At 66.3% G+C, this 12,649-nt stretch carries 13 protein-coding genes and 1 pseudogene; 7 read left to right on the top strand and 7 right to left on the bottom strand.

The window, feature by feature from the left end; all coding sequences use genetic code 11:
- The first annotated feature begins 140 nt into the window (after positions 1 to 140).
- A complete protein-coding gene (gene serC, locus VNW74_RS17595; RefSeq protein ID WP_325679080.1) occupies positions 141 to 1,271 on the top strand; it encodes a phosphoserine transaminase in 1,131 nt (376 codons plus the stop codon).
- 91 nt (positions 1,272 to 1,362) lie between these two features.
- Positions 1,363 to 2,979 (top strand): hypothetical protein, encoded by a 1,617-nt coding sequence (locus VNW74_RS17600; RefSeq protein ID WP_414686711.1) that lies wholly within the window; start codon positions 1,363 to 1,365, stop codon positions 2,977 to 2,979.
- 80 nt (positions 2,980 to 3,059) lie between these two features.
- On the opposite strand, the gene VNW74_RS17605 is transcribed toward VNW74_RS17600, so the two are convergent.
- Positions 3,060 to 4,385 (bottom strand): FAD-dependent oxidoreductase, encoded by a 1,326-nt coding sequence (locus VNW74_RS17605; RefSeq protein ID WP_325679062.1) that lies wholly within the window; start codon positions 4,383 to 4,385, stop codon positions 3,060 to 3,062.
- A 291-nt stretch (positions 4,386 to 4,676) separates the two neighbouring features.
- Here VNW74_RS17605 and sepH point away from each other — a divergent pair, with 291 nt between their 5' ends.
- A complete protein-coding gene (gene sepH, locus VNW74_RS17610; RefSeq protein WP_325679064.1) occupies positions 4,677 to 5,456 on the top strand; it encodes a septation protein SepH in 780 nt (259 codons plus the stop codon).
- Here sepH and VNW74_RS17615 read toward each other — a convergent pair.
- From VNW74_RS17615 to VNW74_RS17625, 3 genes are read right to left on the bottom strand one after another with little or no spacing between them, the layout of a single operon-like run.
- Positions 5,453 to 5,725, bottom strand: coding sequence for a DUF2537 domain-containing protein (locus VNW74_RS17615; protein WP_325679065.1), 273 nt, complete (start codon positions 5,723 to 5,725; stop codon positions 5,453 to 5,455). The genes sepH and VNW74_RS17615 overlap by 4 nt on opposite strands.
- Entirely contained in the window at positions 5,722 to 6,576 is an 855-nt protein-coding gene (locus VNW74_RS17620; protein ID WP_325679066.1) for an RNA methyltransferase, read from the bottom strand. The genes VNW74_RS17615 and VNW74_RS17620 overlap by 4 nt, the downstream gene beginning before the upstream one ends.
- Positions 6,573 to 6,956, bottom strand: a complete 384-nt coding sequence (locus VNW74_RS17625) for a MarR family winged helix-turn-helix transcriptional regulator (RefSeq protein ID WP_414686712.1) — start codon at positions 6,954 to 6,956, stop codon at positions 6,573 to 6,575. Before VNW74_RS17625 ends, VNW74_RS17620 begins: the two co-directional genes overlap by 4 nt.
- Before the next feature lie 148 nt (positions 6,957 to 7,104).
- Between VNW74_RS17625 and VNW74_RS17630 the strand changes: the two genes are divergently transcribed.
- Positions 7,105 to 7,386, top strand: coding sequence for a DUF2530 domain-containing protein (locus VNW74_RS17630; RefSeq protein WP_325679068.1), 282 nt, complete (start codon positions 7,105 to 7,107; stop codon positions 7,384 to 7,386).
- A gap of 27 nt (positions 7,387 to 7,413) precedes the next feature.
- Positions 7,414 to 7,869 (top strand): SRPBCC family protein, encoded by a 456-nt coding sequence (locus tag VNW74_RS17635; protein WP_325679069.1) that lies wholly within the window; start codon positions 7,414 to 7,416, stop codon positions 7,867 to 7,869.
- Here the strand turns inward: VNW74_RS17635 and VNW74_RS17640 are convergent.
- Entirely contained in the window at positions 7,866 to 8,657 is a 792-nt protein-coding gene (locus VNW74_RS17640) for a DUF3027 domain-containing protein (RefSeq protein WP_325679082.1), read from the bottom strand. The genes VNW74_RS17635 and VNW74_RS17640 overlap by 4 nt on opposite strands.
- A 106-nt stretch (positions 8,658 to 8,763) precedes the next feature.
- Here VNW74_RS17640 and VNW74_RS17645 point away from each other — a divergent pair, with 106 nt between their 5' ends.
- Positions 8,764 to 10,443, top strand: a complete 1,680-nt coding sequence (locus tag VNW74_RS17645) for an MFS transporter (RefSeq protein WP_325679070.1) — start codon at positions 8,764 to 8,766, stop codon at positions 10,441 to 10,443.
- Positions 10,434 to 10,943 (top strand): DUF2771 domain-containing protein, encoded by a 510-nt coding sequence (locus VNW74_RS17650; protein ID WP_325679072.1) that lies wholly within the window; start codon positions 10,434 to 10,436, stop codon positions 10,941 to 10,943. The genes VNW74_RS17645 and VNW74_RS17650 overlap by 10 nt, the downstream gene beginning before the upstream one ends.
- A gap of 9 nt (positions 10,944 to 10,952) precedes the next feature.
- Here the strand turns inward: VNW74_RS17650 and VNW74_RS17655 are convergent, their stop codons facing one another.
- Together VNW74_RS17655 and VNW74_RS17660 are read right to left on the bottom strand one after the other, a co-directional pair.
- Positions 10,953 to 11,957 carry a glutathione S-transferase family protein gene (locus VNW74_RS17655; RefSeq protein ID WP_325679074.1) on the bottom strand — a complete coding sequence of 335 codons (1,005 nt, stop codon included), beginning with the start codon at positions 11,955 to 11,957 and terminating at the stop codon, positions 10,953 to 10,955.
- Positions 11,958 to 11,968: 11 nt separating this feature from the next.
- A pseudogene (locus tag VNW74_RS17660) lies at positions 11,969 to 12,649 on the bottom strand (acyl-CoA dehydrogenase); the annotation flags it as partial.

A 12,649-nucleotide genomic window follows, 5' to 3' on the forward strand; every position in this document is an offset into this window, starting at 1 on the left:
ACTATCTAGACCCCTTGACAGCCACTGTGGCCCATCCGTGAACATGTGTGCACTGTGACTTACATCACATCCGGTCCTATGTGACGAGTATCGCCGACCGCGTGATCGTCAAGCTCGGCTCGATCACTAACCTGGTGATCATGGCTGACCCGCTGACCCCTGCCCTGGAGATTCCCGCTTCCATCAAACCCCGTGACGGCCGCTTCGGCTCCGGCCCATCGAAGGTCCGACCTGAGCAGCTGAAGGCGCTCACCACTACCGCCGCCGGACTTTTCGGCACCTCGCACCGCCAAGCGCCCGTCAAAGATCTGGTCGGACGCGTGCGCGACGGGCTACGCGAGTTTTTCTCGGTGCCCGACGGCTACGAGGTGGTGCTGGGCAACGGCGGGGCAACGGCGTTCTGGGACGCCGCGGCGTTCGGGCTGATCGACAAGCGATCGTTGCACCTGAGCTATGGCGAGTTCAGCTCGAAGTTCGCCTCCGCGGTCACCAAGAACCCGTTCGTCGGCGAACCGATCGTCATCAAGGCCGATCCCGGCAGCGCGCCCGAACCGCAGGGCGACCCGTCGGCCGACGTGATCGCCTGGGCGCACAACGAGACCTCGACGGGAGTCGCGGTGCCGGTCGCGCGGCCTGACGGATCCGGCGATGCGCTGATCGTCATCGATGCCACCTCCGGCGCCGGCGGCCTTCCGGTCGACATCGCCGACACCGATGCCTACTACTTCGCGCCGCAGAAGAACTTCGCCAGCGACGGCGGGCTCTGGCTGGCGATCTTGAGCCCGGCGGCGCTGGGCCGGATCGAGGCGATCGCCGAGTCCGGGCGCTGGGTGCCGGACTTTCTGTCGCTGCCGATCGCGGTGGAGAACAGCCTGAAGAACCAGACCTACAACACCCCGGCCATCGGGACGTTGGTGCTGCTGGCCGAACAGATCGACTGGTTGTTGGGCAACGGCGGGCTGGAGTGGGCGGTCAAACGCACCGCGGACTCGTCGCAGCGGTTGTACGCCTGGGCCCAGGATCGGCCATACACGACGCCATTCGTTGCCGAGCCACGGCTTCGCTCCCAGGTGGTGGGCACGATCGACTTCAACGATGACGTCGACGCCGCGGCGGTGGCCAAGGTGCTGCGCGCCAACGGCATCGTCGACACCGAGCCGTACCGCAAACTCGGCCGCAACCAGTTGCGGGTCGCGATGTTCCCCGCCGTCGAACCGGACGACGTCAGCGCGCTCACCGAGTGCATCGACTGGGTGGTGGAGCGACTTTAGACCACGTCTAAGCCCGCCGGCGAGCTGGTAATCTCCCGCCGACGAAGCTTGCCGCCCTGCTCGTGCCGGAGTTGCGATCCGAACGAGGGAAATGTCCGTGAATCGACCTGTCGAGTTGCTGCGGGGCGCGGTGACCGCGATCCGTCAGCAGCTCTCGGCAGTCGCCGACCAGTCTGAGCGCACACTCCTGCTCGGCACCATTCTGCTTGCATCGACGGTGTCAGCGGCGACAGGCTTTGTTCTCGCCCGGTACTACGGCATCGACGTGTTGTCCTCTCTTCTGGCTAACCCCGCCGAGGACTGCTGGCTTGATTGGGGCACGCAGGTCGGCAGGCACTGCTTCGGCGACTATCCATGGTCGCTGGGCGTAGGGATGCGGCCCAATCCGTGGGAGCCCTATGCACTCTTCCTGCCCTGGAACAACTACCAGGCGGACCAGAACGACTACCTGGCGGCGGGGATGGTGCCGCAGCTGTTGTTCGGGGTTCCCGCGAAGTGGCTCGGCATGCCGCGACTTGGGCTAATCGGCTACCTGCTCGCGCTGACGGTCGCGGTCCTCACTCCTGCGGTCTGGGCGGCGCGGGGCGCTCGCGGTCTGGAACGAGTGGTCGTGTTTGTGGTGTTAGGCGCCGCGGCCATCCCGGCGTGGGCGGTGATCGATCGGGGCAACTCGGCGGGGTTCGTAGCGCCGATCGCGCTGGTCTTCCTGGTGGCGCTGCGCCGACAGCGGTGGGGGCTGGTGGCGATCACGGTAGTCTTGGCCGCGCTGGTGAAACCGCAGTTCGCCATCCTCGCGCTCGCGTTGTTTGCGGCCCGACAATGGCGGTTGGGCGGCGTCGCGGTCGGCGCGGTCGTCATATCCAACCTCGCCGCCTATCTGCTGTGGCCACGGGACTTTCCGGGAACCATCCTGCAGTCGATCCACAACGCCCTCCACCACGGTTCGCCGGTAAAGCGTGTCTGGCTGCAAAACGCGTCTTTCGGGAGGGGAATCTTCTTTATCCCGGACATGATCGAAACCCAGAAGCGGGGTTCTCTGCCGAGTGGCTTTGTCGATGGCCCCCGGTCGTTGATCGGGTATGTCGTGCTCGCCCTGGTCGTCGGCTGCGTCCTGGGCCTCGGGCGACGCATCCCCCCGGTCATGGTCGGCATCGCGCTGCTGGCCACCGCTTCGCTCTTCCCGAGCCTGTCGTACCGCTACTACCTGCTGTTCGCCTTACCGATCGCCGCCCTGGTGGTCCGCGACCCCGTCGTCCCACCCGGTTTGGGGATCTTCGACCGGCTCGACATCCTCGGCGACCGCCGTCGCGCGCTCGGTGTCTGTCTGAGCCTGACCGCGGCACTCACCATCGCCGAGATCGCTTTGCCGGTTCCACCGATCCAAGTAGACATTCCAGGGCAGTTGGGAGCCATAGGAGTCGTCGGCACCACGCCGGTCGTCCCCAGCACGGCGGACCTGCTGCCAGTCCTCTGGCTCGTCGCGTGCACGGCGATCATCGTCTCCTACGCACGAAGACCGGCTTCCGGCGCCTCAGCGGATGCCTGCAGCGCATCTGCGTCGAGCGAACCGAGACCGGCAGCCTCCTCCAGGGCGATCGCGGGTGAATCCGTGGAACGTATCGGTGGCACGAGTCTTTCTCAGGCTCCAACGAATACAGCAGACGACCGTCGCGGATGGCGGCCATCCCGCCGTCGTGGTCGGGCTTGAAAGCAACGATGAGCACGGAACCCCTTTGATAGCAGTCGCGTGGCGACGAGGGTGTTGGCTTCGCCAATGCGCCCAAGACTCTAAGGTCGGAAGGCGGCGACCTCGTCGGGCAGCGGGGTGTCGGTGCCTCGGTCGCGCAGCAAGGCCCGAGCAGCGTGCAGGCCGGAGGCGAGGGCCGTGCCGGTCGAGAGGACCGAGGGAAAGGTGCGGTAGTTACCCGCGAAGTAGAGGTTGTCGAAGCGGGCGCTGCGCACCGGCGGGTTCCGGTAGGAGCGGGTGATGACCGGCGAGTACATCGGGATTCGCGAGAGTTTGACCCAGAAGGGGTCGAGGTCAAAACCGAAGACCGCCCTGAAGTCCTCCAGATAGGCCGCCAGGATGTCGTCCTCGGACTTCATGAAGAACGGCCGCGTCCGGCTGTTGAGGTGCGTGACGAAGTTGACGCACGACTGACCCGGCGCGCCGATCGTCGGATTGAGCGAGTTCAGCAGGAAGATGCCGCACGCCGCACGGTCGAGGTCGGCGAGATTCATCCAGTAGAAGTCGGGGCTGACCGGATTGTTCGAGGCGCACACCATCGACAGCAGGGCGCTGTAGCGGATCTCCCGGAGCCGCGGCGTGGTGTCGTCGGGGGCAAGACCGAGGTAGCCCTCCGTGGGGATGCTGCTCACAACCATGTCCGCGGGAAGGCGCTCGCCGCTGTCCAGCTCAACCTCGTGGACACGCTCGCCGTCCGCATGTAGCTTCGCGACGTTCGTGCCCAAGCGCACCTCGACGCCGGACTCCCGGAGAAGCCGCGCCACGCCGTCGCACAGCACCTGCGTCCAGTTCGCCCCTGGGATGTAACCAAGGGCCGTCGAGCCCTCGCGGAACTGGAGCCGCGTTCCCAGCCAGGCGCCACTCACTTCCGAGCAGGGCAGCTCGAATTTCAGCTGGGTAAGCGGCTCGAAGAGCGCTTGGCGCACGCGAGGTCCGGCCCACGCGTCGAGCAGGTCCTCGGCGCTCTTGTCCAGCCAGTCGTTCCAGTCGTTCTTGCGGAAGGCCCGCAGCATGAGGACCGCGAAGCGCGCCTTATCGGCGAGAGACATCGGGAAACGCAGGAAGTCCACCGGGTTCGCCAGGTCGTACAGCTGGTCGCCAACCCGAAACAACATCCGGATGCGCCGCCACCGCACTTGCTCGAGCGCGCCGATCCGCGCGAGGAAGTAGAGCAACGTCCGGTCGCGACGAAGGATGTGGTGGTAGCCCAGAGGGTAGAAGTGGCCCTCGCGCTCGAAGCTGCCGGCGAGGCCTCCCAGGGTCGGGGCACGCTCTACGACGCTGACGCACAGTCCCGCCTGCGCCAGGGCGTATGCCGCCGAGCAACCGGACAGGCCGCCGCCCAGAACGATGACTGACGGGGTCACCCGTGGAACTTAACGCAACGCCTTTTGGCGCGGTATTGACTCTGTTAAGGATAACGTTGGTCGCACTCCGACTCGAAGGCACAGTTGTTCGGCAACCGCAGTTAGCGCCGCTTCACTTTGGCGCTTTGACAAAACATCATCCATATCAAGCCCGGCAACGGTTCGGACCGTGTACCTAAGCCCGGCCCGTTGTGTCCAGCGTGTCAGCACGGTAACGGGCGCTGTCTGCACTAAAGTCCGCAGCTGACGGGCCTGGCACTTTGGTCTGCGAGCGGCCCGCGAGGAGACACCATGCGGGAACTCACGATCGTCGGACTCGATGTCGATGGCAAACACATCATCTGCGAAAGCACCAAAGACAACGGGGACCCCGGCGACAAGTTCAAGATACGAGTCGACGACCGGCTGAGGGCAGCAGTGCGCGGCGATGGGGCCCGGGTGGGTCAAACCCATATCGAGATCGAGGTCACCAGCATGCTGCGTCCCAAGGAAATCCAGGCCCGCATCCGCGCCGGCGCATCCGTCGAGCAGTTGGCGGCGTCCGCCGGAGTTGACATCGAGCGGATCGAGAGGTTCGCTCACCCGGTGCTGCTGGAGCGCTCCCGCGCCGCCGAGCTGGCAACCGCCGCCCATCCCGTTCTCGCCGACGGCCCGGCGGTGCTGACGCTGTTAGAGACGGTCACCACGTCGCTGGTGGCCCGCGGCCTCAACCCGGACAACACGACGTGGGACGCCTGGCGTAACGAGGATGGCCGCTGGACGGTCCAGCTGGGCTGGAAGGCCGGTCGTTCCGACAACCTCGCGCATTTCCGGTTCTGCCCGGGCGCGCACGGCGGCACGGTCACCGCCGTCGATGACGGAGCCAGTGAGCTGATCGACCCGAGCTTCGACCGTCCGCTACGGCCCGTGGCACCGGTCGCCCAACTCGACTTCGACGAGCCGGAACCCGCGCCGGTGGAAAGCCCGACACCCGAACCCAAGAGCGAGCCAGCGCGCAGCCGCCGCGGCAAGCCGCCGGTGCCGGCGTGGGAAGACGTGCTGCTGGGTGTCCGTTCCGGCGGGCAGCGCTAGCCAAACAGCGTCATCGCGACCAGGGCCAGCCAGGCGGCTGTCACACCCACTCCGACGCCGAGCACCAACCAGCGCAGCACCGCGGTACGCCGCCACCCCCATAGCGTTGGCGCCAACCCGCCGGCCGCAACGATGTTGAGCCCAACGGCCAACAACGGGTGCACCCGGATCAGCCCCAGACTCAGCACCACAACAGCGACCCCGGTGGCCGCGGCGACGAATCCGGCGACGGTCAAACCCGTTGCCCACGGGGTGGATTCGTCGGTCACCGGCCGAGCCTAACCCGCTCGTAGAACGCCAGCGCCGCCGCGGTGGCGACGTTGAGCGAGTCGGTGCCGCGTGACATCGGGATGCGTACCCGCCGATCGCTGACCTGCATCACGACACGGCTCAGGCCCGGCCCTTCGGCGCCGACCAACACCGCGACCGGCTCGTCGTGCACTGCCGCCATTGCCTCCGCCAACGGTGCCGCGTCGGGGTTGGGTGTCATCGCCAACAATCGAAATCCCTTCTGTTGCAATATCTTCAAGTCATCCGGCCAGTTGGTTGCCCGCGCATAGGGCACCAGCAGGGCGTGTCCCATGGATACCCGCACCGCACGGCGGTAGAGCGGATCAGCGCAGCCGCTGCCGAACACCACCGCGTCGACGTCGAGTCCCGCGGCATTGCGAAAGATGGCGCCCAGGTTCTCGTGGTCGTTCACCCCCTCGAGCACCGCGACGGTGCGGGCGCCGTCGACCACCTCTGCGAGGCTGCGCTCGGGCGCCCGACGCGCGGCGGCCAACACGCCGCGGTTGAGATGAAAGCCAACCACCTGGGCCATCACCTCTGCGGACACCCGATAGTAGGGCGCGGGACTGCCGGCCAGATCTGCCCTGAGCTCGCCGAGTCTGCGATCGGTGCCGAGTAAAGCCATCGGCGTGAACCGCGAGGCCAGCATGCGCTGCACCACCAGCACACCCTCGGCAATCACCAGCCCCTTCCCGCTCGGCAGGTCGGGCCTACGGTCGATGCTGTTCAAATCCCGAAAGTGATCAAGCCGCGCGTCGTAGGGATCGGTGATGTCGCTGACGACCACACCATCGATGCCATCAGCGTGGTCAAAATTGTTTGGGGTCAAGGGCTTTCGTCGACAAGCGCCAAGATCAGGTCAGCAGCCTCACGCAGCGTATCGCGTTCGGTGCCGCCCAGGGTTTCAAGCCGCTGGGCCAGCCACTCCTGGCTCGCCCGCCGCTCGGCCTCCAGCAGTTCGACGCCGGCATCGGAGACCGACACCAAAACCTGGCGGCCATCGTCGGGGTGCGCAACGCGGTCCACAAAACCCAAATCGGCCAACGACGCGATCACCCGTGTCATGGAAGGGGGACGAACCCGTTCCCGGATGGCCAGCGCACCGGGCGTCATCGGGCCGTAATTGGCCAATGTCGCCAGCGCCGACAGCTGCGACAACGACACCGGGGACTGCGGCCGACGAAATCGCAGCTGCCGGGAGAGCCGCATTACTGCCAGCGACAGGTCGCTGGCCAACCGGCTATCGCCCTCAATCACAGCCGCGACGTTACGACAGAACGTCCATTCCCCGGCAACGAATCACCGAGTCCGGACTAGCGGCTACTGCACGGATCGTCTTCGGGCTATCTTGGACGCGATGTCTGTCGAGCCTGGCAAAAGCCTCGAGCCGCCGATGCTGCCCGCCCCGTTGCTGGAGGTATGGCCGGTGATCGCCGTCGGCGCACTGGCCTGGCTGGTTGCTGCTGTGGCGGCGTTCGTCGTACCGGCCCTGGAAACTTGGCGACCGCTGACACTGGCCGGGCTGGGTGTCGGGGTGCTGGGCACCGCGATCTTTCTGTGGCAGCGTGACGCGGCCCGTCGTGGCGCGCGTGGCGCACAGACCGGATTGGACTATCAACCCAATCCCGACCGAGAATGAGGGTCCTGAGCAGGAGGTACGCGTCCAATGGCAGCGCCGCTATTGCAAGCGCAGGTTGATATCAAGGCACCGGTCTCGAAAGTATGGGCGCTGGTCAGCGATTTCCGCAAAATGCCCCAGTGGAGCCCGCAGTGTCGGTACATGCGACCGCTCGGCCCGGTCCGCCATGGCACCCGCACCATCAACTTCAACCGCCGCAAGCGTCTGTTTTGGGCGACGACATGCACCGTCCTCGAGGTGATCCCGGACCAGAAGCTGGCATTCCGGGTCAACACCAACAACACGATCTGGAGCTACGAACTGCAGCCGATCGCCGAGGGCACCCGGGTGGTCGAGAGCCGGCACGCGGAGAACGGCACCAAGCCGGCGTCGAGTATGGCGGTGAACGCGCTTTTCGGCGGGACCGCGAACTTCGAGCGGGAACTCATCGACGGCATGAACGCCTCGCTGGCCAAAATCAAAGCCGCGGCCGAGAACAGCTAGCTGGGCTCTGCGGGTTTCTCGGCGATGTCGAGCACCCCATCGTCGTAGGGGTCGTACATCGGCGAGCCGCTGCCGGCCGGAGCCGGGGTGTCGGAATGCGCACCGCAGCCGTATTCAAAGTCGACGACATGTCCGTCGCCGGACAACTCGTTGCCGCACACCCCGAACATCGCGCCCAACGACCCCGCAAGCGGGAGAAAGAAACCGCAATCGCGACATACGCGTTTGGTGGATTGCGCCATCTGCGCCGACGGACCGTAGTCGCCGTCGTGCCAGCGCTGGGCCGCCTCGGAACGGCCCCAGGCACTCATCACGCGGCGCCGTCCCAGGCCGATCTCTGCGGCGATCTCGTCAACCTGCGGGTCACCGGAGGCCAGATAGCCAGGCACCAACCGCGGATCGTCCGGCAGTGGTGCCAGTAGGTCTCCCGGGCTCAGGTCGCCCGGCCGGATCCGCTGATCCCAAGGCACCCATTCCGGCGCCAACAACGACGTCGGCCCCGGTACCAGGACCACCTCACTGATCGTCACGTGGTCGGCCCCGGGATAAGCGGCCACGACGACGGCCCACTGCCACCCCTGATAACCCGGCAGATGGGCCAGGAAACGGTGGGTGGCGCTGGTCGGATCCTCGTAGCCGACGCCGAGGTAGTCCCCGACCGTATCGGCGCCGCTGAACTCGGCGATGGCCGTCCGCGCCGCCTCGACGGCGTCGGTGAGCACCGTCGCCAACTCAGGCAACCACTCCGCCGTAGTCGCCGCAGCCGACTCCGGGGTCGGCCTGGTCACGTCGTCCGCTGTTTCCATACGCCATTCATAGTGCCGTAGACCCATGGGTTCCGGCCACACCGGTTGCCTACACATCGCATCGACGAGGATCTGTGAGAATTGAGGCATGGCTGGACGGCGGCGTGATCACCCCGACACGGGCCGGGCGTCTGCCGGCCGCCGCACCCGTAGCGGACCCGCCGCCGAGCATCCCGGAATGGCCAATTACCCGGCAGACGAGCCGGGCTATCGGCGACCGCGCCGACCGCCGCCGATGCCCAGCGCCAACCGCTATCTGCCGCCGCTGAACCGCGAGCCCGAGCCCGACCGCCGCAGCGAACCGCCGAGTGGCACCGGCACCGCGGGCGGCGAGCGTGTCACGGTCACCCGCGCCGCCGCGCAGCGCAGCCGCGAGATGGGTTCGCGGATGTACGGGTTGGTGCAGCGAGCCGCCACCGCCGACGGCGCCGACAAGTCCGGGCTGACGGCGCTGACCTGGCCGGTGGTAGCCAACTTCGCCACCGATGCCGCGATGGCCGTCGCACTCGCCAACACGCTGTTCTTCGCCGCGGCCACCGGGGAAAGCAAGGACAAGGTCGCGTTATACCTGCTGATCACCATCGCGCCGTTCGCGGTGGTCGCGCCGCTGATCGGTCCGGCGCTAGATCGGCTACAGCATGGCCGACGGGTCGCGCTGGCGGCATCGTTCGCGCTGCGGACGGGGTTGGCGGTGCTGCTGATCAGCAACTACGACGGCGCCACCGGAAGCTACCCGTCATGGGTGTTGTACCCGTGCGCGCTGGCAATGATGGTGCTGTCGAAGTCGTTCAGCGTTCTGCGCAGCGCGGTGACGCCACGGGTGATGCCGCCAACGATCGACCTGGTGCGCGTCAATTCGCGGCTGACCGTGTTCGGGCTGCTGGGGGGCACCATCATCGGCGGTGGCATAGCGAGCGGCATCGAATACGCCTTTACCCGCGTGTTCCATTGGCCCGGCGCGTTATTCGTCGTAATTGCCGTCACGGTTGCCGGTGCCTGGCTGTCCATGCGAATTCCGCGCTGGGTCGAAGTGACCGAGGGTGAGGTTCCCGCCACCTTGAGCTACCGCAGCCGTCCACCGGGCCGAAGCTGGTCCCAGGAGTTCAGCGGTGCGCTTCGACAGCCGTTGGGTCGCAACATCATTACGGCGTTGTGGGGCAATTCCACCATCAAGGTCATGGTCGGATTCCTGTTTTTGTATCCGGCCTTCGTCGCCAAGGCGCACGCCGCCAGTGGATGGGTGCAGCTTGGCATACTGGGGCTGATCGGTGCTGCCGCCGCCACCGGTAACTTCGTCGGCAACTTCGCCAGTGCGCGGCTTCGGTTGGGCAGGCCCGCGGTGCTCGCGGTGCGCTGCACCGTGGCGGTGACCGCGGCGGCAGTGGCGGCGGCGGTGGCCGGCAATCTTGTGACGGCCGCCATCGCAACCTTGATCACGTCGGGTTCAAGCGCAATTGCCAAGGCCGCGCTGGACGCATCGCTACAGGACGACTTGCCCGAGGAATCACGCGCGTCGGCGTTCGGGCGGTCGGAATCGACGCTGCAGCTGGCTTGGGTGCTCGGCGGCGCGCTGGGGGTGTTGCTCAACACCGACCTGTGGGTTGGCTTCAGCGTCGTCGGTGCTGTGCTGATCCTCGGTTTGGCGCAGACGGTGGTCAGCTTCCGCGGTGACTCGTTGATCCCCGGCCTGGGAGGCAACCGGCCGGTTATGGTCGAGCAGGAAGGTGGCCTCAGCGCCCCGGACACCGCGGCAGTCTCGTGGGAGTAAAGCCGACGGCAAGGTCCGGCGTCGCTGCGCTGATCGCGGCTTTGGTGGTGCTGGCATGTGCGGCTGCCGGCGTCGGCGCCTGGGCGCTCGAGCGCGGGCGCGCTCCGCTACACCCCGAGATCAGTGCGTATTCCCATGGCCAGCTGACCCGGGTGGGGCCCTACCGATATTGCAAAGTGCTCGACCTTGACGACTGCCAAACCCCGGAGGCGCAGGGTGAGCTGCGGGTGAATGCGCGTGATCCGGTGCAACTTTCGGTGCCACCGGCGATCGGGCGGGCACCCTGGTGGCTGTTGCGGGTCTACGAGGATGCGGTCAACCCCGTGACGACCTTCTACCGCCCGGGCAGCCGGCTGGCAGTCACCATCCCCACTGTCGATCCGAAACGGGGGCGGCTGACGGGAATCGCCATCGAGTTGATGACCGTCGTCGTCGACCAGGCCGGCCAGTTGCAGGGCGTGCCCCATGCGGAGTGGTCGGTGCGAACCGCGTGGAGCTGAGCCCACGAACTACGCGCCGTGGCCGGCGGGCACCCTTTCGGCTTCGAGCGGCGGCCCGGGCGGTGTGCCATCACCGAAGGGCCCGCCGCCCAATGCTTCTCGGCCGTGCGCCGTCAGCCAGTTGGCTAGCTCCGGCCCCTTCGGCACTATGCGGGTCGGATTGATGTCGACATGCACGATGTAGTAGTGCTGCTTGATCTGGACGAAGTCGACGGTATCGCCGAAGCCTGGCGTCTGGAACAGGTCGCGCGCGTATGCCCACAGCACCGGCATCTCGGAGAGTTTGCTTCGATTGCACTTGAAGTGACCGTGGTAAACCGGATCGAAGCGGGCCAAGGTCGTGAACAACCGGACATCGGCTTCGGTGATCGTCTCGCCCACCAGAAACCGCTGGTTCTCCAGCCGATCGCTGACCCAGTCCAATGCGGTGAACAACCGGTCATAGGCCGCGTCGTAGGCCTCTTGCGAGCCGGCGAAACCGCACCGATAAACACCGTTGTTGATCTCGGTGTAGACCCTTTTGCTGACCTCGTCGATCTCATCGCGCAGCGGCTCGGGATATAGCTGCGGAGCGCCGTCGCGGTGGTAGGCAGCCCATTCCATGGACAAGTCCAACGTCATCTGCGCGAAATCGTTGGTGACCACCGCGCCGGTCGGCACGTCGACGATCGCGGGGACGGTGATGCCTTTCGGATAGTCGGGAAAGCGTTTGAAATAAGCGTCCTGCAGCCGGGGGATCTTCAGCACCGGGTCGACGCCACCCGGGTCGAGGTCGAAAGTCCAACTGCGCTTGTCATGGGTCGGACCGCAAAACCCAATCGAGATAACACTTTCCAGCCCGAGCAGCCGTCGGACAATGATCGCGCGGTTGGCCCATGGACAGGCGCGAGCGACGATGAGTCGATACCGGTCCGGCTCTACCGGATAGCCGTCACGGCCGTCGGCGGTGATACGGGTCGCGATGTAGTTGGTGTCGCGGGTGAACTCGCCGGCCTCAGCGACGTAGGAAGACATCGTCGTCTCGGTCAGGACTCGACGACAGGCAGAAAGCGCCGAGCCAAATCGGCCTCGGTGGATGCACCGGCCTCCCAGTGCGCGATCCACGGTCCGGTGCCCTCGGACTGGTCGACGATGCCGTCTTCAAGCCAGGTGTAGCGACCTTTCAGCACGTTGCGCGCCAGCGCGGCGTCGGTGCTGTCGGTGTTGCTCCACAAGGCGTCGAACAGCGCCTCGACCCGCAAGGTGGCCTGCTGACAAAAAGCTTCGGCCAACTCGTAGGACTGTTGACCGCGGGCCGGATCGGCAACTCGCTGAGCCTCGGCCCGCACACACGTCGCAGCCATGGCGAACAGTTCCGCGCCGATATCCACTACCCGCCCGAGGAATCCCTGCTTTTGCTCCATCGCGGCTTGCCAGCGCGCCATCCCGTAGAAGGTGTTACGGGCCAGCTTGCGCGAGGAGCGCTCGACGAATCGCAGATGCGAGGCCAAGTCGCCGAACTCGCGATACGCGGTTGGCCGTTGCCCCTCGCCGAACACTAACTGCGGCAACCACTTTGCGTAGAACCCACTCGCATCGACCGCGGCCTTCGCTTTCTGGCGGACATCGGCTTTCGGATTCGCCAGATCGCCGGCGGCGCTGAGGTGGGCGTCGACGGCCTCGCGGGCGATGAGCAGCCGCATGATCTCGCTGGATCCTTCGAAGAT

It is taken from the genome of Mycobacterium sp. (assembly GCF_035570115.1).
Classification (GTDB): domain Bacteria; phylum Actinomycetota; class Actinomycetes; order Mycobacteriales; family Mycobacteriaceae; genus Mycobacterium.